This window comes from Flavobacterium sinopsychrotolerans (assembly GCF_900110375.1).
GTDB lineage: Bacteria > Bacteroidota > Bacteroidia > Flavobacteriales > Flavobacteriaceae > Flavobacterium > Flavobacterium sinopsychrotolerans.
This window is the reverse complement of sequence record NZ_FODN01000001.1, coordinates 441,077-462,370: the sequence shown is the minus strand read 5'-3', so window position 1 is coordinate 462,370 and position 21,294 is coordinate 441,077. Positions and strand designations below refer to the sequence as shown.

The window sequence follows — 21,294 nt, the reverse complement described above, 5'->3', positions numbered from 1 at the left end:
AATACCATGAAAAAAATACTATTTATGTCCATAATAACGGCTTTTATGACGGTTTCTTGTAACCAAAAAAGCAAAGATGAAACCGCTGCTAGTTCTGATAAAACAGAAAAATCGGCTGAATTATATGCTTGTCCGATGCATCCCGAAGTTACTGGCACAGCGGGAAGTGAATGCCCAGAATGCGGAATGGAATTAACCGACAAAGTGGCGCAAACAACCCCTGCTGATAGTGAAGCAACTCCTGTTGCTGTTGCTAACGAAGAATCCAGTGCTATAACTGCATCTGGAAATGTGAGCAAAACGGCTTTCCCAACCGATGCAATTGTTTCGAATTACCTCAATATCAAAAATGCGTTAACGAAAGATGATTCAAATGGGGCTGCCGTTGCCGCAAGAAATTTGTTAATTACTTTGAATAGTTCGAGCACAACTTCTGTAGATACCAAATCAAAAAATAAGTACAATGCTTTTGTGGCTGATGCTAAAGCACATGTCAAACATATCGGCGATAATGCTAGTAAAATTGACCTCCAAAGAGAATATTTTTCGTTGTTAAGCCAAGATATTTTTGGTTTAATTAAAACCTTTGGAACAAAACAAACGGTTTATCAGGATTACTGCCCAATGTACGGAGAAGGAAAAACCGGGTACTGGATCAGCGAAACTAAAGATGTGATCAATCCATATTTTGGTTCGGAGATGCTGAATTGTGGCAGAAGAATTGGAACTGTCAAATAATCATGAAACTCTACATCAAAAACATGGTGTGTGACCGATGTTTAATGGCAGTGAAGTCTGAGCTAGAAAAACTCGGACTTCATCCCATTTCAATTACGCTTGGAGAAGTCGAATTAGAAAAGGAATGTACTGAAAACCAAAAACAGGATTTGCTCAAACGCTTACGGTCTTTGGGTTTTGATTTAATCGATGATAAAAAAAACATTACCATCGAAAGAATAAAAACAATGCTAATTGATTTGGTTTACAATAAAAATAATGTGTTAAACAGCAATTTATCGGATTATTTAGCAAATGATTTGGTACAGGATTATAGTGCTTTGAGCAATTTATTTTCGGAGATAGAAGGAATTACAATTGAGCATTATTTTATTGCTCAAAAGATAGAAAGAGTCAAGGAGTTATTGACGTATGATGAGTTGACTTTGAGCGAAATCGCCATTCAGCTTCAGTATAGCAATGTGGCACATTTGAGCAATCAGTTCAAAAAAACAACTGGATTTACGCCAACTTATTTTAAACAATTGAAAGTAAAAACGAGAAAGCAAATCGATGATTTGTAATCACGCAAACCTTTTCCAAAATTGTGTAACAAGGGAATGACGGAATAATCGGAGATTCGTGGTATCAAAATTTGAGTATTATGAAACATACCTATACTATTACCGGAATGTCTTGCGACGGTTGTCGCTCGAAAGTGGAAAAAACATTAAACGCTATTGATGGAATTCAAGCTGTTGTTACTTTAGTTCCACCAATAGCGACGATAACAATGGATAAACACATTCCTACTAAGCAATTGCAGGAGACTTTAACTGCCGCAGGAAACTATACAATTGCAATGAGTACTGGTGGCGATTCTCATGAAAAGACTGAGGAACCAATTACAAAATCATGCTGTGGCTCGAATAAACCACAAGAAAAAGCTACCGTGATTTTACCCAAAAATGCACAAGGTAAATACTATTGCCCGATGCATTGTGAAGGTGAAAAGGTGTATGATAAACCAGGCGATTGTCCCGTTTGCGGAATGGATTTGGTTAAAGAAGCGGCGATAGCAAATAGTAAAGCAATGTACACTTGCCCGATGCATCCTGAGGTTATCCAAGAAGGCCCTGGTTCATGTCCCATTTGCGGAATGGATTTAGTACCAATGGAACCAACTGACAGCGAAGAAAATAAGGTTTATGATGACTTGGTACGCAAAATGAAAATAGCGGTAGTTTTTACGGTTCCCATTTTTATTATTGCTATGTCGGATATGATTCCGAATAATCCATTAATGAAAATTATGGATGCTTCAAAATGGAATTGGGTGCAACTAATTTTATTGCTTCCAGTCGTTTTTTATGCGTGTTGGATGTTTTTTGAGCGTGCATGGAAATCCATTATTACTTGGAATCTCAATATGTTTACCCTTATCGGGATTGGTTCTGGAGTCGCTTTTCTGTTTAGTTTGGTTGGATTATTTTTTCCAACTATTTTCCCGGACGAATTTAAAACACATAATGGCGCCGTTCATCTTTATTTTGAAGCGACAACTGTAATATTAACGTTGGTTTTACTGGGGCAGTTATTAGAAGCCAGAGCACACAGCAGAACTAGTGGCGCGATTAAAGAATTATTAAAATTAGCACCAACCGAAGCCACTTTGATTATTGATGGAGCTGATAAAGTAATATCAATTCACGACATCAAAAAAGGAGATTTCTTGCGTGTAAAACCGGGAGATAAAATTCCTGTAGATGGGAAGATTACCGATGGAGAAAGTACGATTGATGAATCAATGATTTCAGGGGAACCTATCCCCGTTGATAAAAAAATAGAAGATTCCGTTATAGCGGGAACCATAAACGGAAATAAATCTTTTGTCATGGTTGCCGAGAAAGTAGGTTCGGAAACTTTGCTTTCACAAATTGTGCAAATGGTAAATGACGCCAGTCGTTCCAGAGCACCAATCCAAAAATTAGCGGATAGAATCGCTAAATATTTTGTACCAATAGTGGTAATTGTTTCTGTAGTTACCTTTTTGGTTTGGGCACAATTTGGACCGGAACCCGCACTGGTTTATGGATTTATTAATGCGATTGCGGTCTTAATCATTGCATGTCCGTGTGCTTTGGGATTAGCCACACCCATGTCAGTAATGGTTGGTGTTGGAAAAGGAGCGCAATCAGGAGTTTTGATAAAAAACGCGGAAGCGCTAGAAAACATGAACAAAGTAAATGTTCTGATTACAGATAAAACAGGAACAATTACCGAGGGAAAACCTTCTGTGGAGAAAATTTATTCCTCGAATAATGACGAAGATTCTTTGTTGCAAAACATCGCTTCCTTGAATCAATACAGCGAACATCCTTTGGCGCAAGCCGTAGTCAATTTTGCGAAAGCGAAAAAAGTTGAATTAATCGAAGTCAAGGATTTTGAAGCGGTTTCTGGAAAAGGAGTTATTGGTACGGTAACGAATAAAAAAGTGGCGCTCGGAAATAAAAAATTGATGGAGCAAGTTAATGCAACAGTTTCGGCGGAATTAGAAAATCAAATTACAGTCGAACAGAAATTAGGGAAAATAGTTTCTTATATTTCAGTTAACGGAATTGCTATTGGATTTGTATCAATCACTGACGCCATAAAAGCAACAAGTGTCGATGCGATAAAAGAACTGATGCGTCAGGGAGTAGAGGTAATCATGCTTACCGGAGATAATGAAAATACCGCAAAAGCAGTGGCGACACAATTGAATTTAAGTTCTTTTAAAGCGAGTTGTTTGCCGGAAGACAAGCTGAAAGAAATTAAACGACTACAATCCGAAGGGAAAATTGTGGCGATGGCAGGTGACGGAATAAACGATGCTCCGGCTTTGGCGCAAGCAGACATTGGGATTGCGATGGGAACCGGAACGGATGTGGCTATTGAAAGTGCTAAAATCACTTTGGTAAAAGGCGATTTACAAGGCATTGTCAAAGCGAAAAACTTAAGTCATGCGGTGATGCGAAATATCAAGCAAAATTTATTCTTTGCCTTCTTCTATAATGTGTTGGGAATTCCAATTGCCGCGGGTGTTTTGTATCCGTTTTTTGGAGTGTTGCTTTCGCCAATGATTGCAGCTTTGGCTATGAGTTTTAGTTCGGTTTCAGTTATTGCAAATGCATTAAGACTGCGAAATTTAAAATTTTAAATATAAACATGAAAAGTACCATATTATTAACAGTATTTCTAATTCTGATTTCTCCTTTTGCAAAAGCGGAAAATGGAAGTGAAAAGAGTATTTCAAAAAAAATAGAAATTTTTCAGGTACGGCCTACGACATACACATGCCCAATGCATCCTGAAATTCATGCTAACAAACCGGGAAAATGTCCCAAATGTGGCATGGATTTGATCAAGGAAAAAGCAAAATCGGTAAAAAAATCTGTGTCAAAAAAGCAAGTGCCAAAGGCAGTTGTGAAAAAAGCTAAGATTATCGAGACTAAAGCAGCAAGTGATGATTTGCATAAAAATCATACAAGCTCTCCCACTGAAAATGCTAAAGTTATAGAAGAACCAGTAAAAAAGATTGTTAAAAATGTCCCTTCGAGAACCGTTCGGTATGATTTATATGTTCGGGATACGATTGTCACTTTTGGTGATACGCCCAAAAGAGCGATTGCCGTAAACGGACAAATTCCGATGCCAACACTCACGTTTACTGAAGGAGATATTGCTGAAATTTACGTGCACAATGAATTAAATGAAGATACTTCACTGCATTGGCATGGATTATTTTTGCCAAATAAAGAAGACGGCGTGCCGAATTTGACTCAAATGCCAATCAAGCCGAAAACGACGCATAAATATACGTTCCCGATTATTCAGCATGGAACGCATTGGTACCACAGTCATACGGGTTTACAGGAGCAAATTGGAATGTACGGTTCTTTTGTGATGAATAAAAGAAATGAAGACCCAACTTTTAGAGCAGGAATTGATGATTTGCCAACCGTTCCAATTATTCTGAGTGAATGGACGAATTTGAAACCGGAAAATGTACATCGAATGTTGCACAATGCGACGGATTGGTTTGCGATTCAAAAAGGAACTACGCAAAGTTACTCTGAAGCTATAAAAGCAGGACATTTTAAAACCAAGGTCGCGAACGAATGGAAACGAATGAACGCCATGGACGTCAGTGATGTATATTACAATAAATTCCTGATCAACGGAAAAAATGAAAGCCAGCTTTCACAATTTAAAGCGGGAGATAAAGTACGTTTGAGAATTTCCAATGGTGGTGCTTCTACTTATTTTTGGTTGAATTATGCCGGAGGAAAAATCACCGTAGTTGCTAGTGACGGAAATGACGTGGAACCAGTTGAAGTAGATCGATTGATTGTTGCAGTTTCTGAAACCTATGATGTTGTTGTGACGATTCCTGCGGAAAAAACAGCCTTTGAATTTTTAGTCACTTCTGAGGATCGCACAAAATCTGCTTCCTTGTATTTAGGGGATGGGATCAAGCAATTGATTTCACCGATGCCTAAATTAAAGTATTTTGAAGGGATGAAAATGATGAACGGCATGATGAAAATGAATGGCGATTTAGATGATATGGGCATGCAAATGTCACTGAATCAAATGGACATGAACGTGGTGATGTATCCAGAGATTACTGGTCCTGCGACAATTAAAGGAGGAGTTCAAAAAGAAGGTGAAATGGATCATTCTTCGCATGACATGGGAAAAATGAAAATGGATGACTCTTCGTCAAAAAAAGAAGGTATGAAAATGACCGAAGCTGATTATAACAGTAATGAACTTTCAGAAATCACGACCTTGAATTATGCGATGCTGAAATCACCAACTAAAACAACATTACCCAAAGACGCGCCTGTAAAAGAATTGCGTTTTGAATTATCAGGAAACATGAATCGTTATGTTTGGAGTCTGGACAATAAAGTAGTTTCGGAAGCTGATAAAATTCTAATTAAAAAAGGGGAAAACGTCCGAATTGTACTCTTCAACGGTTCCATGATGCGTCACCCGATGCATTTACACGGACACGATTTTAGAGTATTGAATGGCAAAGAAGAATACGCGCCACTGAAAAACATCATCGATATTATGCCGATGGAAACCGATACTATTGAGTTTAATGCGAATGTAAAAGGTGATTGGTTTTTTCATTGTCACATTCTCTATCATATGATGGCGGGAATGGGAAGGGTTTTTAGTTATGAAAATCAAGAGCCAAATCCTTTGATTCCAAATCCAAAATTAGCGCAACGCAAATTATTTGCTGATGACAGAGCCTTTCACGTGATGGCCGAAAATGATTTTGCGACTAATGGAAACGATGGAATGCTGATGATTCAAAACACGCGTTGGAGTATTGGTACCGAATGGCGTTTCGGGTACAGCAAACATCACGGTTATGAAACCGAAACGCATATTGGAAGATACATCGGGAAAATGCAATGGCTGATGCCGTTCATTGGTTTTGATTGGAGGTACCGAAAAATGGAAATGGGAGAAATGGAAGAGAATCTTTTTGGTCAATCCAATATCAAAGACAATCGCGCTGTTTTCAGTGCCGGAGTCGAGTATACGTTGCCAATGCTCATCAAAGTACAAGCTGAAGTCTATACCGACGGGAATTTCAGATTGCAATTTGAACGCATGGATATTCCGGTTTCCAAAAGATTGCGCATGAATTTAATGTGGAATACAGACAAAGAATACATGGCGGGTTTGCGTTATATTGTCAAGAGAAATTTTGGAATTACCACGCATTATGACAGCGATATGGGAATGGGTTTTGGATTGAGTTTGAATTATTAAAGGATTTAAAAATAAATTTGTTGCTATAGTTTCTACTTTCCTGATTTGTTAATCTTTACTAAAATATTTTTTTAGGGTCAATAAATAGGTTAATTTGGTACAATTAGTTTAAAACAATAAAAGCAATGACCTCACAATATATTTTTTTCGAAAAATTCTGTCTTTCAGGGCAATTGTTGTCATTGTCTTACCTGCATGATGATGCTTTTTTAAAAAGTTCAAAAGAGTTTATTCAATAATCCCTGCCACAACCCAAGGCAGGGAACCTCCGTTTCCTTTATAAATAATTTACAAATCGTCAATCGCTATTTGATGCTGGTTTTTCATTAAATCGCAATCAGGTTGTTATGCATAATTTAATGTTTGGGTCTTTAGCAAAATGCATCAAAAAGATTGATTTCAAATCAAAAAAAATGTCACAAAATATCATTTTAACAACGGGAATTTATGATTTAATAAAAGATCATATCCGAAGAAACAAAGTCACTCGAAAGGAAGAAGAAATTTTAAAATTAGAACTAAAAAATGCTATACAGGTAACCCGGGTAAATTTGCCGGAAGATGTTGTCTCCATAGACTCACGTGTTACCATTAAAGACCTAGATACAGATCAAGAAGAAGTATATCTTTTTGTTGCTCCGGATAAAGCAAAGCAAAAAAACAACACAAAATCTATACTAACTCAAATGGGGTTAGCATTAGTAGGTTACAGAGAAGGGGATTTAATTAACTGGCCTTTTAAAGATGAAGTCAAACAAATAGAAATTTTAAAAGTACAGCGATTAACTTAGACTATGCATTCCTACTGTTTTTAATAATCAAAAAATCCCGAGGCATACTCGGGATTTTTTTGATTATTATTCATTCTCGTTTATAGCTTTTGTGTTATAACGTATTTATGAGCAATCAAATCAATCTTTTTTATGTTGTTCCGTGTGATTTTGATTTCCGTGAATCGTATGATCTCCCACATTCATTCCGTTTGACATCCCGATCATAAAGGCGGTAATAATCAACATAATTTTTCTTTTTGCCCAATGAATAGGGCGTTTAGATTCCTCTAAACGTGTTTTAGTTTTGTGTTTATACATTTTGTAAATGATAAATGATTAGACATTTGGTATCATCTTTATGCATGGAATTGCATAAATGCGTAGAAAGAAATTTTTAGGCTGTGTATAAACTTTTATAGGAATTTCGGGAAGTAATCATCTCATTTATAAAAATGTATTGAGATGCAAATGAACGTACTTTTTGATGAAGCAGCGTTTGTAATTTTAGAAGAACCGGAATTTGAAGAGTGTAACTATCTTGAAATTGGAAATAAACTAACTGAAATAGGAATGCCGTTTTTTCAGCCGAATTTATCTGATGGAACACATATAATTTCGAACCCTTATGGTTTAATTCTCGTCTTAGAATTACGTTCGAGAATTGGTAATAATCTGCTGAATTTGATGGAGAATTTAAAGTACCATCATTCACCATCAGGCCAAAAGCCAGAAAGAGTGAAAGGAGATATTTTAGATACTTTGTCAATACTATTTAGTTTTAATTATAATTTCAAAAGTACAAAAGTAACGTTGAATTAAGGACTGTTTTTTTATTATTTGTGTTTACAAGCGTTGTCTTTCATTAGATTTTAGATTTGTTCTTTGAAAAATCTGCTTGTTTTAGAAAAAACTTATTTGTGGTAGCTCTTAGTTTTGAATTGATTACAATTTACAAGTTCAATATAGGCTGTTTTTATATGAAGGTTTTTGGGTTTGGCTTTGAGCATCTCAAAAATAGTGCTATTTTTGCACCCGAAATAGAAAAACAAGGCCCGTTCGTCTATCGGTTAGGACGCATGGTTTTCATCCATGTAAGAGCGGTTCGATTCCGCTACGGGCTACAACTTATAAATAATTATCTTAAAAAGCCTCGAAAATTTTTTTTCGAGGCTTTTTTTATTGGTTTTGGTTGTTGTAGTATTTACTCATTATTGTGGGCGCAAAGTCATAAACGTTTGCGCAGCTTATACACAAATTTATTCTTTGAAAGAACACTTTGTGAAGCTGGTTATTCATATTTTAATTGTAATACTCGTGCTTTTTATAATTGCCTATATTACTTCTGTAAAAAATTTTCAACCTCACTAAAATAATCTTCACCATAAAATTTCATAAACTGACCATTCGGTTTTAAAATGAAAAAAGCTTCACAATTTTCATGAAAAGTAAAAATATTATTGTAAAAAAAACCTGAATCTAACTTGAAATTAGCGTTGTTTTGATGTACATCCTTATGAAATACATCTGCGGTATAAACAAAAAAATCAATTGTATTATTGTTCATACTAATTCTAGATGATATTCGAATTCCATTATTAATTACTGTTGCAGCATCTTTATTATTTAAGCCCATTGAAATACAATTAGATCCTTTTTGGCTAAAATTAATTAATATAGATTTTCCCTCTGGAACTTCGCTATGTAGCTCATTTTCTATGATTTTTCGTATTTCATTATTTTCTTTAAGTGCTAGTTCACCATAAAAATTTTTTCTGCTTTTTTTGTATTCAGTATTGAACTTAGTATTTACGTTTGGTTCTGTTTTAGTGCCCTTGATGTTACCGCATGAAGTTATGATCAAGAAAATTGATATGAAAAATATAGGAATGAGAATTTTTTTCATTTTTTTTTGTTAGTTATATTTATTGTTTTTATATTTTGTGGTAAAATTGCCCACAACGTTTTGGTACTACAGCGGGGACGTTTGCGCAGCGTATACGATAAATTTATTCTTTGAAAGAACACTTTACGGAGCTGGGTAAGTTGTTAGGTATTTAAAATTATAGCTTGATTTTATGTTTTTTAATATAATCTGATAAGTGTGAAATATTCCGAGCATAACCTATTCCAGTGCTTATGTATTTGTCTAATACTGTTATAGTTTCTTTGCTTGCTTGTAAAGGGTCTATCCCCATAAGTATAATTGACCCTTCTTTTTCAGATTCATTTATTTTTGATAGATAATTTTGTAAACCAAGACTAATTCCACCTTCGCGTAAACTAATTATACCTAAAACTTGACCTTTGTCGTCGACTAATGCTCCTCCGGAATTGCCTTTATTTGTTGAAGCTTGGATACAAATAATCGAATTGTCATTAGTTACTCCTGAAATACTTCCTAGGTGGCTTACCATTGTAGGAGTTCCCAAAGGATATCCTGAAAAAATTATTTGCTCAGTAATGTTGTAGGTAATCCTAGTAGAAAGAGATAGTATAGATTTGCTTTTAATTGAAGTGTTAATTTTTAATATTGCAAAATCTTGATAATAAGGCTCTGGAGAATCATTAGAAGGTATACTTATGCATGTAGCACTGACAATTTCTCCGTTTATAGTTATAATCTGTATATCATCAAAAATATTGAAATTAATATTGTTATTAATATTTTGTGTACTTGCTATAACGTGAAAACATGTGGCAATTAAATTATCTGCAATAAAGAATCCTGTTCCTGAACTTTGACCTTTCTCACTAATGATTTTGACACAACTATCACGAGAGTCGTTAACTACTTGTGAGTTAATTATATTTTGACTAAAAGTTGTTTTAAACATGATTAATGCAAGTAAGGTTAGGAAATATTTCATGATTTAATTTTTTATTCTTGTGTCGGAAGTCTTTGTTAGGTCTTCAATGTTTTGCTTTTATCAAATGTATATAATTATCCCTCGCTTTCTATGTATGTAATGTAAATTTTTTCTTTCGAATATTAATGATTTTACTTAATGACTTTCAACTAAGCTCGCGTGAAGGATTGCAGTGGAGCTCTTTTATGGACTGCCTTTTATTGGCAGGCGATAAAAAGCGGGAACGGACAGCCTGACCCGTAGTTTTTACGCAGGGACACGCCCAAATTATTATCCCTATCCTGCCTCTGATTTTGTCAAATAACTGCCTAAAATTCAAAATGGTAAAAAGCTTGTTTGGGTTGCAAAAATTTTATAATTTTGCAGTCCGAATTTATAATATAAATAAAGAAGAAGATGGATATCAAAAGAGTAGCAACAGACGCAGTAACTGAGACAATTGTAATGACTGTAGTTCAGATGGATTACAAAGGACAAGTTGCAAAAAGAATAAACGAAAAAATGCCTTTGGCAACTGTTAAAGGATTTAGAAAAGGAGCGGTGCCTAAAGATCTTGTTGAAAAACAATACGGTAAAGCTATTAAACAGGAAGAAGTTCAGAAAGTTGTTGATTTGGCTCTAGAGCGTTTCGTACAATCAGAAAGATTAAACCTTCTTGGAACGCCACTTCCTAAAGTAAACGAAGATTTTTCTTGGGATGCTGAAGAATTGGTTTTTGAATATGAAATTGGATTGGTTCCAAACTTCACTTTAGACTTAGATGCTAAAAACGACATCGTGAAATATGTGGTTACTGCTGACGATAAATTAATCGACGGTCAAGTGGAAAGAATCCAAAAACAATTTGGAACTGCAATTCCTCAAGAGGTTGTTGCTGCAGATTCAGATGTAACTGGAACATTCACTAACGAAGAAAAAGGAATTAATAACGCTACCACTATTGCTGCTGATCTTTTCAAAGACAAAGCGACTTTTGACTTGTTCATAGGTAAAAAAGTAGGTGATGTAGTGACTGTAAATACTAAAGGTTTATTTGAAGACGACCACCAATTGATGGACGTGATGAAAGTAAGTCATGATGACGTTCACGGTTTAGATGTTGATGTAAACTTCACAATCGAAGCGATCAACACTGCTGAATTAGCAGAATTAAATCAAGAATTGTTTGATAAATTGTTTGGAGCTGGAACTATTTCTTCACTTGAAGAATTGAAAGCAAAAATCAAAGAAGATGCTGAAACTCAATTTGCACAGCAAGCTGACCAAAAATTATTAGGTGATGTTACTGAGTTCTTAATTGAAAGCACAAAATTTGATTTACCAGCTGAATTCCTTAAAAAATGGTTGCAAACTGTTGGTGAGAAAAAATTATCTCCTGAGGAAGCTGAAGTAGAATATGCACGTTCTGAAAAAGGATTGCGTTTTCAATTGATCGAAGGTAGAGCAATGGCTCAATCTGATATCAAAATCACTTTTGAAGATTTGAAAACATTCACTACAAAAAATATCTGTCAACAAATGGCGCAATTCGGGCAAACAAATCCTACTGACGAAGAAGTTCAAGGAATTGTAGCGAGAGTTTTGTCTAACCAAGACGAAGTGAAAAGACTTTCTGACCAAGTTGTTGCTGAGAAATTATTGGAATTGTTCAAAGAAAAAGCAAATCCTACAACTAAAGAAGTGACTTACGAAGAATTTATTGCTGCTTCTTACGGAGAATAAATTAGTGTTTGTACTGTCGTAAAGTTGAAAGTCAAAAGCCCTAAGAGCGAGAGATTATTAAAATTTTATGATTTGATTACAGATACGAAACAATAAAAAATAGTTATATTTGAGCGTCAGAAAAAATATTTTTTGGCGCTCTTTTGTTTGAATTAATTTCAGGAGCTAATCCAGCTGTACGTTTCAAGTTTTTTCTCCCGTTTCTGTTTTTTAAATTCCTGCAAGAGCTTCTTTCAGTCGCTTTGCAAGAATAAAAAAACTAAAAAACGGAATTCAAAAAGCTTTTTTCTTCCATCTGGGCTAAAAAATAAGACATATTGACATCATTTATAAAGAGGTATGACCTTTGCATTAAATGGAATCACAAGATATAACGTAAAACTTAGAACAAAAAAATATGAACTACGGTAAAGAATTTAAAAAATTTGCTACAAAGGATCACGGTGTAAACTCCATGTATTACGATAAAATCGTAGGCGCAATGACTCCTAAAAACATGACTCCATATATCATCGAAGAACGTCAGCTGAATATTTCACAATTAGACGTTTTCTCCAGATTGATGATGGACAGAATTATATTCCTTGGAACAGGAATTGATGACCAAATTGCAAACATCGTTCAAGCACAGTTGTTGTTCCTTGAAAGCGCCGATGCTTCTAAGGATATTCAAATTTATTTGAATTCTCCAGGAGGAAGCGTTTACGCAGGATTGGGGATTTATGACACGATGCAATACATCAAACCAGATGTAGCAACAATTTGTACAGGAATGGCAGCTTCTATGGGAGCGGTGCTGTTATGTGCAGGAGCTGCAGGAAAACGTTCGGCTTTGCCACATTCTCGTGTAATGATTCACCAACCATCAGGAGGAGCACAAGGAGTTGCTACTGATATGGAAATCAACTTACGTGAAATGTTGAAACTGAAAGATGAATTATATAAAATTATCTCTCACCACTCCGGACAAACTTTCGATAAGGTTCATACAGATAGTGAACGTGATTATTGGATGATTGCTGAAGAAGCAAAAGCATACGGAATGATTGATGAGGTTTTAATAAGAGGATAAAAATAGTTACAAGTTTAAGGTTTAAAGTTTAAGGTTGTTGCGGGAACTTTGAACTTTAAACTTTTTAAACTTTAAACAAAAAAAGAATGGCAAAAGTAGTATTAGAGTGTTCGTTTTGTGGAAGAAAGAAGCCAGAAACTCAATTGTTGATTGCTGGTATCAATGCACATATTTGTGATAAATGTATCGAACAAGCTCACGGAATTGTTTTAGAAGAATTAAAATCTAGCGGAAGTTCTAAACTGGTTGGAGATTTGATTTTGAAGAAACCAAAAGAAATCAGAGCGTTCTTGGATCAATATGTAATTGGACAGGACCAAACTAAAAAAGTAATGTCGGTTGCGGTTTACAATCACTACAAACGTTTGATGCAACAGCAATTAGACGATGAAGTTGAGATTGAAAAAAGTAACATCATCATGGTGGGACAAACAGGAACAGGAAAAACATTGGTGGCTAAAACCATTGCAAAAATGTTGGATGTGCCTTTAGCTATTGTTGATGCTACCGTTCTTACAGAAGCTGGTTATGTTGGGGAAGATGTTGAAAGTATTTTGACGCGTCTGTTGCAAGCTGCTGATTATGATGTAGCCAAAGCAGAACGCGGAATTGTATTCATTGACGAAATAGATAAAATTGCACGTAAGAGTGACAATCCGTCTATTACGCGTGACGTTTCGGGTGAAGGGGTACAACAAGCATTATTGAAATTATTGGAAGGAACCGTTGTGAATGTACCACCAAAAGGAGGACGTAAACACCCGGACCAAAAATTTGTTGAGGTTAATACACAAAATATTTTGTTTATCGCCGGTGGTGCTTTTGATGGAATCGAAAGAATTATTTCGAAACGATTGAATCGTCAGGCCGTTGGTTATTCTACTTCAAAAAATGTGGATAACATTGACAAAGACAATTTGTTGCAATACATTATCCCAAAGGATATCAAAGATTTTGGATTGATTCCGGAGATTATTGGTCGTTTACCAGTATTGACACACATGGATCCTTTAGACAGAGAAACCTTGCGTGCAATTTTGACACAACCTAAAAATGCATTAATCAAACAATACGAGAAGTTGTTTTTGATGGATGAAGTAACATTTACCATCACAGATGAAGCGTTGGATTTTATTGTGGACAAAGCGTTAGAATACAAATTAGGAGCTCGTGGATTGCGTTCTTTATGTGAAGCCATCTTAACTGATGCGATGTATGAATTACCAAGTTCTGATGACAAAATTTTAGAAATAGATGTAGATTACGCTAAAGAGACGTTGAATAAAAACTTATTGAAACGTTTGGAGATTGCATCGTAAAAAATGCATTTTTCTTAAAAATACGAACCTGTTCATTCATTTGGGCAGGTTTTTTTATGGGGAAATTACACTATTTGTTATTGTTTGAAAAAAGGAGCGATATTTTTTTTTATCAACGTCAGATTGTCGATTTTTGTCTATTCTAAATCATATAAACATAGCATGCATACAGACGAAATAGAAGTAATTTTACTAAAAGTTTCAGGTCAGGACAAACCCGGAGTTACTGCTGGTTTAACATCCATTTTGGCGACTTACGATGCCATTATTCTGGATATTGGTCAAGCAGACATCCATGATACGCTTTCTCTAGGTATTTTATTTGAAATAAAAGCGGGTTCCTCTTCAGGGCCTGTTCTAAAAGATTTATTGTTCAAAGCCTATGAATTGGGCGTGAAAGTAAAGTTTATACCAATTTCTATTCCCGATTACGAAATATGGGTAAAAGGGCAACGCAAACAACGCTACACCATCAATGTTCTAGGCGAAACCCTGACAGCAGTTCAATTGGCGGCTGTCACTAAAATATTGTCGAACCAAAATTTAAATATTGACGCGATCAAAAGATTAACCGGCAGGGTTTCTATTTTGGAGAAAGAGGAGTTTCCGCGTTCTTGCATACAATTATCGGTTACAGGAACGATTGTAGATAAAACGTTCATGACGGCGAGTTTTATGGAAATTTCCAGAACATTGGATGTAGATATTTCTTTTCAAGAGGATAATATGTACCGAAGAAACAGACGCTTAGTATGTTTTGATATGGATTCGACCTTGATTCAAACGGAAGTAATTGATGAACTGGCAGAATTAGCGGGTGTGGGTGAGCAAGTAAAAGCCATTACAGAAGCAGCGATGAACGGCGAAATTGATTTTAGCGAAAGCTTCAAGCAACGCATGGCTTTGCTAGAAGGTTTGAGCGAGGACGTACTGCAAAACGTTGCTGAAAATCTGCCAATAACCAAAGGAGCGCATCGATTGATGAAGGCCTTGAAATATTACGGATATAAAACCGCGATTTTGTCCGGAGGTTTTACCTTTTTTGGAAAATACCTGCAAAAGGAATTAGGGATTGATTATGTTCACGCTAATGAATTGGAAATCAAAGACGGAAAACTGACGGGTAACTATCTTGGCGAAATTGTTGATGGTAAAAAGAAAGCGGAATATCTTCAAGCCATTGCCGATAAAGAAGGCATTCACATTAATCAAACTATTGCAGTGGGTGATGGCGCCAATGATTTACCGATGTTAAATTTGGCAGGTTTAGGAATTGCTTTTCATGCCAAACCTACGGTAAAAGAAAAAGCAGAAAGTTCTATTTCCAGCTTAGGTCTGGACGGTGTTTTATACCTGTTAGGCTACCACGACAGGCATATTGATATGATGGAGGAAGAGTAAATAGTGCATAATATATCATGATTATCCGTAACTAATACCAACAATAATTTTGCCACAGATTTAAAAGATTTCCACAGATTAGAGAAAAACGAATTGGATTTATAGAGGGAAATCCGTGAGAATCTTTTAAATCTGTGGTAAAAAATAAAGTCATATAATATATTTAAAAAGAGGCTGTCCCAAAATTACTTTTCGGACAGCCTTTTTTATACTTTAACAGTAAACGCTTTTTCAGGTTTTTGTTGTGTTTGTTTTTCGGGAGATTTACAAATTCCTCTTGCGCCACAACTCATTCTGTGCGGTCCGCAGGAACTCAAGAAAAAAAGTGTGATTAAGATATAGAAGGTATTTTTCATCTTATCGTTTTTTATACGGTTTGAAACTGCATGCTTTTCAGTTGTTCCAAATAATCTCTTTGGTTGGATAATCTTGGAATTTTATGTTGACCACCTAATTTATCTCGGTCTTTTAACCAATCGTAAAACAAATTTTTTCGCGCTACATTGATTACTAACGGATTTAATGTCATGTTGTTGTAGCGTTTCGCTTCGTAATCTGAGTTTAAGGATTGTATGGATTCATCTAATGCTTTCTGGAATTGAGATACATCAGCAGGAGGGTTTTTAAATTCAATCATCCATTCATGTGCGCCTTTTTCTTTGCCTTCCATAAATATAGGCGCAACGGTGTAATCAACAACTTCGGTTTGGGTTAGTTTACACGCTTTGGCTATAGCCTGATCGGTATTTTCGACCATCAATTCTTCGCCAAAAACATTAATGTGATGCTTGGTTCTTCCTGTAACCCGAATTCGGTATGGATTCAATGATGTGAACCGAACGGTGTCGCCAATCAAATAGCGCCATAAACCAGAATTCGTTGTGATTACCAAAGCATAATTTTTGAACAATTCTACATCTGCTAATCGAATAATTTTTTGATCCGGTGTCCCAAAAGTATCCATTGGAATAAATTCATAGAAAATTCCGTAATCCAACATCAATAGTAAATCGCTGGAATTATTTAAATCCTGAATGGCAAAAAAACCTTCAGAAGCATTGTATATTTCGTAATATTTAAAATCTTTTTTAGGTAGTATTTTTTTATACTGTTCCCTGTACGGTTCAAAATTTACGCCACCATGAAAGTACACTTCCAAATTTGGCCAAAGTTCGAATAGATTTCCTTTTCCGGTTTCTTCCAACATTTTATTCATTAAAACTAACATCCAAGAAGGAACTCCGGCGAAACTGGTTACATTTTCGTTTTTCGTTTCGTTTATAATAGCTGCAATTTTAGTTTCCCATTCACTCATCAAGGAAATTTTGTTGCTTGGCGTGCTGCTGAACTCTGCCCAAATAGGCATGTTTTCGATTAGGATTGCTGATAAATCCCCAAAGAACGTATTGTTGTCTTCATAGATTTGGGAACTTCCGCCAAGACGCAGACTTTTTCCAAGAAACAGTTCGGAATCTTCGTTATTATTCAAATACAAACACAACAAATCCTTACTTCCTTTATAATGACAATCTTCCAAGGCTTCATTGCTCACCGGAATAAATTTACTTTTGGCATTGGTTGTCCCGCTTGATTTGGCGAACCATTTTATAGGTGTTTCCCAAAAAACATTTTGTTCTCCTTTGCGGGTTCTTTCAATAAGCGGCTGTAATTCTTCGTAAGTAGAAATAGGAATTCTTTCGGCAAAAGTGGCGTAGGAACGGATTGAAGCATAATCATATTCTTTGCCCAAAACAGTGTTTTTTGAGGACTGAATTAAATTCATAAGCAATTCTTCCTGAACCTCATTTGGATATTTTAGGAAAAGTTCAATCTGATGGATTCTTTGTTTGAGAACCCAAGAGGCAAACGAATTGATTATGGTTAGCGGCATTTTTAAATTATGAATTATGAATTGTGAGTTATAACTTTACCAAAAATAACAAAATTTGTTTAACTGTTGCGTTAAACCCGAAACTTTAATCACAATGACATACGAAGGCGTACTTACAAAAATGCAAACCGAATTTGGAAACCCAATTCAATATTATTTGGTTTTTGAGAATGGATTTTTAAATGTGAATCAGTTGCTGAATAAAGAGATTGAGATCAATTTTGTGGGATACCAATGTTTGAATTGTGGCAAGAAGAAAAAAATATTCCGTCAGGGATTTTGTTATGATTGCTTCTATTCCAGTGCGGCTGTTGGCGATTGGATTATGAAACCGGAGTTGAGTACCGCTCATCTTGGAATTCAGGACAGGGATTTAGCGTATGAAGAAAAAGTACAATTGCAGCCACATATTGTTTATTTGGCTTTGTCGAGCGAAGTAAAAGTAGGTGTGACCAGGAAAACACAAATGCCTACCCGATGGATTGATCAGGGCGCAACCCAAGCGATTTCGATTGTGGAAGTTCCGAACCGCTATTTAGCTGGAATTACCGAAGTTGCGCTGAAAAATCATTATGCCGATAAAACCAATTGGAGAAAAATGCTGACGAATAATGTTGAACAAATTGACTTAATCGCAGAACGATTAAAGGTTGAGAATTTGATTCCAACGGAAGTTCAGGAATACTTTTATTCGCAAAAAAATGATTTGTACGAGATGCATTATCCCGTTTTACAGTATCCAACCAAAGTAAACAGTTTGAGCTTGGATAAAACACCTCACTTTCAAGGAAAATTGACCGGAATAAAAGGTCAATATTTACTTTTTGAGAATGAAACAGTTTTTAATATTCGTGGTTCCGAAGGATATGTAGTGACGATTAATGTATAAGAAACATAGGTTTTTTAACCATTAAGAAATTAAGTTTAATTAAGATTTAGAGCTTAATTTTTCTTAATTTCTTAATGGTTTAATTTTTTAATGCAGTGTTTAATATCTTGCTTAGAGATTCGCCTGTTGTTACTCCACTTTAGGCTCTTCTGTTTTTTTCTTTTTATTAAACAATCCATTTAGTAATGCTGCGGCCTTAGCTTTTACCTCTTCTTTTGTTGCAGGCGTTGCGGGAGTAGCCGTTTTTGTAGTATCACTTGGTTTCTTATTTTTATTGATATAATCCGTCAAAGCCGAAGTTCCTTGTTTTACCAGTCTGTCTTTTTGTTGATTTACTAATTGAGTAGTCAATTTAGTCACCGCACTATTGATGTCAGTTGTGATTTTTGGATTTGTAAAATTACCCACTAATACGGCATTTATAGGAAAGCTTTCTAATTTTGCAGCATCGGCAGCAGATAATTTTGCTATTAATGCATTTGCCTCTGAACCCAGATATTTAGCAGGAACATCAAATTTCAGATTGTAATTCATGCTTTGGTCAAAACCATGCGTTCCTCCAATAGTTGCTTTGATATCTTTGTACTTGATATCAAATGGTTTTACATTTACTTTTCCATCTTTGAACGTAATTGCTGCTTTCAAATCATTCAAATTGATTTTACTCACATCAATAAATTTCAAGTTAGCACCTAAAGCGGTCAGTAAAGTCGAATTACTGGAGTTTACAGTCGTAGAAAGCAATTGTCCCAATAAATCACCAGTAAGCGTTTTCAAGTCAGGAGTAAGTTCGGTAGCATCAAGATTTCCGTTCAATTTGATACTTGAATTTAATTTTCCGTTGATGATTCCAGCGATTGGTGCAATTTTTTTCAACATATCCAGCTGGGTGAACGACTGTGCAATATCGACTTGATTTAATTTTAAATCCATATTAAAAACAGGTGTTTTTCCTTTTGTGGAAACAGCTCCATTCACGCCAATTGTTCCGCCGAAAATAGATGTTTTTACATTTTCTAAAGTCACTTTTTCGTCTTTCACAATCAGTTTTCCCGAAACATCTTTCAGAGTCAAATTGTCATATAAAACCGTAGTCGCTTTTGCGGTAAGAGTGCAATTTAAGAAAGCAGGAATCTTCATTGCGTCTGCTTTTTTAGTTTGCTTCGCCTGTTCGCTATCGTTCGGGTCTGTTTTTGTAGTTTCGCCGGTTGTCATAAAATCATCAACGTCCAATTGTTTAGAATTCATGTCGAAATTTCCTTTCAATTCTTGGTTTCTAAATATAAATCCGTAAAAATTCTCTAAAACTCCCGTTACACTAATATCGCTTTTTCCTGTCGTTGCGTTCAGTTGTTTCAAATTGACTTGACTAGGATTAAACTGAACTAAGGCAGTGCTGATATTCATTGTTTTGCCGTTTTCATCCACATAGTTGAAACCAGATAAACTCATGGTTCCGGCATTATTTATATTTTGATATTGACTTTTTTCCACCGATTGCATATCAAATTTGGTAGTAACATCAGCGTTTAAAATCCCGGATAATGGTTTGTCCAGCTTTATAGGATACGCTTTAGAAAGATTAGCCAAGTTGATTGTTCCTTTTAAAGCGGCATCAACGATTGCATTTTGAGTAATGTTTCTAATGTTGGCTTTGGCATTAAAAACATCCTGATCTATTTTGAAAGAAAGCTGATCAATATTGACATAGGTGTCATTTAAGATCCCGGTTTCATTTACAATTTTAGTGTCTATAATGATATTTTGAACTATTTTTGGTAAGTTAGGATATTTAAACGAAGCGTTATTGGAAGCGATTTCAATATTAAATTTTGGAACGCTCGTATCAGAATAAAGTCCTTTTGCAAAACCTGCAACAGTAAAGTCGCCAGTTGTTTTTACGTTATTTAAACTTGAAGCATAGGCTGCGGGAATAACTCCAAGGAAATTTTTGAACGATGAAGTTGGGGTTTTAAATTTCAAATCGTACTGTTGACCCGCTTCCACCATTTGAATGAATCCATCAAATTCCAACGGCAATTGATTGATTAATGCTTTATTTTCTTTGAAGGTGTATTTGCTTTTTTCTAAATCAATTCCTAAAACTGCGTCCAAAGTCAAAGCAATATTATTCATATAATTTACTTTGTCCATATCCAGCGATACTTTTGCCGTTGATTTGGTAACCAAATCTAATTTTTGAGATGCAAAATCTCCAGTTCCTTCGTGGTTTAAACTGTCGATTACCATTTTTATTTTTGAACTTTCGTCAAAATAACGAAACTTGAAATTCTCAATTTTATACTCTTGAATTTTTAACGATAACGGACTACTTTTTCCATCGGCTGCAGTTTTTTCCTCTTTCAAAGCAATGTCATAATTCCCGATTCCGTCTTTATTGAATATGATATTGATTAATCCGTTTTTAGAAGTGATTCCATCAATAGCGATTGCTTCGTTTTTGCCTTTAAAAAGTTCTTTGATAGACATTTTTAAATTCAATTCGCCTAGTGAAATTAAAGTGTCTCCTTCAAAAGGCGCTTTGTTTATAATTACTAATTTTTCCAAGGTCACATTCGCATTTGGAAAATTTTTGAATAAGCTTAAATCCGCTTCTGCAAAAGAGACTCTGGCATCTACTTTGGCATTGATAGCTTCGGAAATTTTAGCTTTTATTTGGTCTTTAAATAGATAAGGAGCAGCAAATAAAGTTACGACGAGCAGGATAATCAGAACTCCAATGATTTTTAAAATTTTCTTTACCATAATTTAATTTCTTTAGATTCTATGAAGTGTAACAAAAAT

Annotated in this window: 17 protein-coding genes and 1 tRNA gene; 12 read left to right on the top strand and 6 right to left on the bottom strand. The window is 35.3% G+C overall.

The genetic code is table 11. The annotated features are described in order from the left end of the window. The first annotated feature begins 6 nt into the window (after positions 1 to 6). The 5 genes from BMX64_RS02050 to BMX64_RS02030 all read left to right on the top strand — a co-directional run bounded on the left by BMX64_RS02050 (position 7) and on the right by BMX64_RS02030 (position 7,346). Complete coding sequence (locus BMX64_RS02050; protein WP_091165607.1) at positions 7 to 738, top strand: DUF3347 domain-containing protein; 732 nt, start codon at positions 7 to 9, stop codon at positions 736 to 738. Between the two features lie 2 nt (positions 739 to 740). Continuing rightward, complete coding sequence (locus BMX64_RS02045; protein ID WP_091165604.1) at positions 741 to 1,301, top strand: helix-turn-helix domain-containing protein; 561 nt, start codon at positions 741 to 743, stop codon at positions 1,299 to 1,301. Between the two features lie 80 nt (positions 1,302 to 1,381). Next, complete coding sequence (locus BMX64_RS02040) at positions 1,382 to 3,916, top strand: heavy metal translocating P-type ATPase (RefSeq protein ID WP_091165600.1); 2,535 nt, start codon at positions 1,382 to 1,384, stop codon at positions 3,914 to 3,916. 8 nt (positions 3,917 to 3,924) lie between these two features. Then, positions 3,925 to 6,555, top strand: a complete 2,631-nt coding sequence (locus BMX64_RS02035; RefSeq protein ID WP_091165596.1) for a multicopper oxidase domain-containing protein — start codon at positions 3,925 to 3,927, stop codon at positions 6,553 to 6,555. A 413-nt stretch (positions 6,556 to 6,968) separates the two neighbouring features. Continuing rightward, positions 6,969 to 7,346 carry a GreA/GreB family elongation factor gene (locus BMX64_RS02030; RefSeq protein ID WP_091166524.1) on the top strand — a complete coding sequence of 126 codons (378 nt, stop codon included), beginning with the start codon at positions 6,969 to 6,971 and terminating at the stop codon, positions 7,344 to 7,346. 120 nt (positions 7,347 to 7,466) lie between these two features. Here the strand turns inward: BMX64_RS02030 and BMX64_RS02025 are convergent, their stop codons facing one another. Beyond that, positions 7,467 to 7,646 carry a hypothetical protein gene (locus BMX64_RS02025; RefSeq protein WP_091165592.1) on the bottom strand — a complete coding sequence of 60 codons (180 nt, stop codon included), beginning with the start codon at positions 7,644 to 7,646 and terminating at the stop codon, positions 7,467 to 7,469. A 144-nt stretch (positions 7,647 to 7,790) separates the two neighbouring features. On the opposite strand from BMX64_RS02025, the gene BMX64_RS02020 reads away from it, so the two are divergent. Further along, entirely contained in the window at positions 7,791 to 8,147 is a 357-nt protein-coding gene (locus BMX64_RS02020) for a hypothetical protein (protein WP_091165587.1), read from the top strand. Positions 8,148 to 8,377: 230 nt separating this feature from the next. After that, a tRNA-Glu gene (locus BMX64_RS02015) sits at positions 8,378 to 8,449 on the top strand. A gap of 215 nt (positions 8,450 to 8,664) precedes the next feature. On the opposite strand, the gene BMX64_RS02010 is transcribed toward BMX64_RS02015, so the two are convergent. Together BMX64_RS02010 and BMX64_RS02005 are read right to left on the bottom strand one after the other, a co-directional pair. After that, positions 8,665 to 9,231 (bottom strand): hypothetical protein, encoded by a 567-nt coding sequence (locus tag BMX64_RS02010; protein WP_143056044.1) that lies wholly within the window; start codon positions 9,229 to 9,231, stop codon positions 8,665 to 8,667. A 157-nt stretch (positions 9,232 to 9,388) separates the two neighbouring features. Then, positions 9,389 to 10,195, bottom strand: coding sequence for a S1 family peptidase (locus tag BMX64_RS02005; RefSeq protein WP_091165579.1), 807 nt, complete (start codon positions 10,193 to 10,195; stop codon positions 9,389 to 9,391). A 396-nt stretch (positions 10,196 to 10,591) separates the two neighbouring features. On the opposite strand from BMX64_RS02005, the gene BMX64_RS02000 reads away from it, so the two are divergent. From BMX64_RS02000 to serB, 4 genes are all read left to right on the top strand, one after another. After that, entirely contained in the window at positions 10,592 to 11,917 is a 1,326-nt protein-coding gene (locus BMX64_RS02000) for a trigger factor (RefSeq protein WP_091165575.1), read from the top strand. A 397-nt stretch (positions 11,918 to 12,314) separates the two neighbouring features. Then, positions 12,315 to 12,989, top strand: coding sequence for an ATP-dependent Clp endopeptidase proteolytic subunit ClpP (clpP, locus tag BMX64_RS01995; RefSeq protein ID WP_073351820.1), 675 nt, complete (start codon positions 12,315 to 12,317; stop codon positions 12,987 to 12,989). 86 nt (positions 12,990 to 13,075) lie between these two features. Next, positions 13,076 to 14,308: an ATP-dependent Clp protease ATP-binding subunit ClpX gene (gene clpX / locus BMX64_RS01990; protein WP_091165572.1), complete on the top strand. Its 1,233-nt coding sequence runs from the start codon at positions 13,076 to 13,078 to the stop codon at positions 14,306 to 14,308. Between the two features lie 162 nt (positions 14,309 to 14,470). Then, the gene (gene serB, locus BMX64_RS01985; RefSeq protein ID WP_091165569.1) at positions 14,471 to 15,709 is read left to right on the top strand and encodes a phosphoserine phosphatase SerB; all 1,239 of its coding nucleotides are present in this window, start codon (positions 14,471 to 14,473) and stop codon (positions 15,707 to 15,709) included. A 206-nt stretch (positions 15,710 to 15,915) separates the two neighbouring features. Here the strand turns inward: serB and BMX64_RS15640 are convergent, their stop codons facing one another. Continuing rightward, the gene (locus BMX64_RS15640) at positions 15,916 to 16,065 is read right to left on the bottom strand and encodes a hypothetical protein (protein WP_167543013.1); all 150 of its coding nucleotides are present in this window, start codon (positions 16,063 to 16,065) and stop codon (positions 15,916 to 15,918) included. A gap of 11 nt (positions 16,066 to 16,076) precedes the next feature. Next, the gene (locus tag BMX64_RS01980; RefSeq protein ID WP_091165565.1) at positions 16,077 to 17,600 is read right to left on the bottom strand and encodes a GH3 auxin-responsive promoter family protein; all 1,524 of its coding nucleotides are present in this window, start codon (positions 17,598 to 17,600) and stop codon (positions 16,077 to 16,079) included. Positions 17,601 to 17,694: 94 nt separating this feature from the next. Here BMX64_RS01980 and BMX64_RS01975 point away from each other — a divergent pair, with 94 nt between their 5' ends. After that, positions 17,695 to 18,489 (top strand): DUF2797 domain-containing protein, encoded by a 795-nt coding sequence (locus BMX64_RS01975; RefSeq protein WP_091165560.1) that lies wholly within the window; start codon positions 17,695 to 17,697, stop codon positions 18,487 to 18,489. Positions 18,490 to 18,618: 129 nt separating this feature from the next. Here the strand turns inward: BMX64_RS01975 and BMX64_RS01970 are convergent, their stop codons facing one another. Continuing rightward, the gene (locus BMX64_RS01970; RefSeq protein WP_091165557.1) at positions 18,619 to 21,255 is read right to left on the bottom strand and encodes an AsmA-like C-terminal region-containing protein; all 2,637 of its coding nucleotides are present in this window, start codon (positions 21,253 to 21,255) and stop codon (positions 18,619 to 18,621) included. Positions 21,256 to 21,294: the final 39 nt, after the last annotated feature.

What these genes read in the sequence shown, in the direction of transcription:
- BMX64_RS02050 (WP_091165607.1), top strand. Translation starts at nt 7, where the DNA reads ATGAAAAAAATACTATTTATGTCCATAATAACGGCTTTTATGACGGTT.
- BMX64_RS02045 (WP_091165604.1), top strand. Translation starts at nt 741, where the DNA reads ATGAAACTCTACATCAAAAACATGGTGTGTGACCGATGTTTAATGGCA.
- BMX64_RS02040 (WP_091165600.1), top strand. Translation starts at nt 1,382, where the DNA reads ATGAAACATACCTATACTATTACCGGAATGTCTTGCGACGGTTGTCGC.
- BMX64_RS02035 (WP_091165596.1), top strand. Translation starts at nt 3,925, where the DNA reads ATGAAAAGTACCATATTATTAACAGTATTTCTAATTCTGATTTCTCCT.
- BMX64_RS02030 (WP_091166524.1), top strand. Translation starts at nt 6,969, where the DNA reads ATGTCACAAAATATCATTTTAACAACGGGAATTTATGATTTAATAAAA.
- BMX64_RS02025 (WP_091165592.1), bottom strand. Translation starts at nt 7,646, where the DNA reads ATGTATAAACACAAAACTAAAACACGTTTAGAGGAATCTAAACGCCCT.
- BMX64_RS02020 (WP_091165587.1), top strand. Translation starts at nt 7,791, where the DNA reads ATGCAAATGAACGTACTTTTTGATGAAGCAGCGTTTGTAATTTTAGAA.
- BMX64_RS02010 (WP_143056044.1), bottom strand. Translation starts at nt 9,231, where the DNA reads ATGAAAAAAATTCTCATTCCTATATTTTTCATATCAATTTTCTTGATC.
- BMX64_RS02005 (WP_091165579.1), bottom strand. Translation starts at nt 10,195, where the DNA reads ATGAAATATTTCCTAACCTTACTTGCATTAATCATGTTTAAAACAACT.
- BMX64_RS02000 (WP_091165575.1), top strand. Translation starts at nt 10,592, where the DNA reads ATGGATATCAAAAGAGTAGCAACAGACGCAGTAACTGAGACAATTGTA.
- clpP (WP_073351820.1), top strand. Translation starts at nt 12,315, where the DNA reads ATGAACTACGGTAAAGAATTTAAAAAATTTGCTACAAAGGATCACGGT.
- clpX (WP_091165572.1), top strand. Translation starts at nt 13,076, where the DNA reads ATGGCAAAAGTAGTATTAGAGTGTTCGTTTTGTGGAAGAAAGAAGCCA.
- serB (WP_091165569.1), top strand. Translation starts at nt 14,471, where the DNA reads ATGCATACAGACGAAATAGAAGTAATTTTACTAAAAGTTTCAGGTCAG.
- BMX64_RS15640 (WP_167543013.1), bottom strand. Translation starts at nt 16,065, where the DNA reads ATGAAAAATACCTTCTATATCTTAATCACACTTTTTTTCTTGAGTTCC.
- BMX64_RS01980 (WP_091165565.1), bottom strand. Translation starts at nt 17,600, where the DNA reads ATGCCGCTAACCATAATCAATTCGTTTGCCTCTTGGGTTCTCAAACAA.
- BMX64_RS01975 (WP_091165560.1), top strand. Translation starts at nt 17,695, where the DNA reads ATGACATACGAAGGCGTACTTACAAAAATGCAAACCGAATTTGGAAAC.
- BMX64_RS01970 (WP_091165557.1), bottom strand. Translation starts at nt 21,255, where the DNA reads ATGGTAAAGAAAATTTTAAAAATCATTGGAGTTCTGATTATCCTGCTC.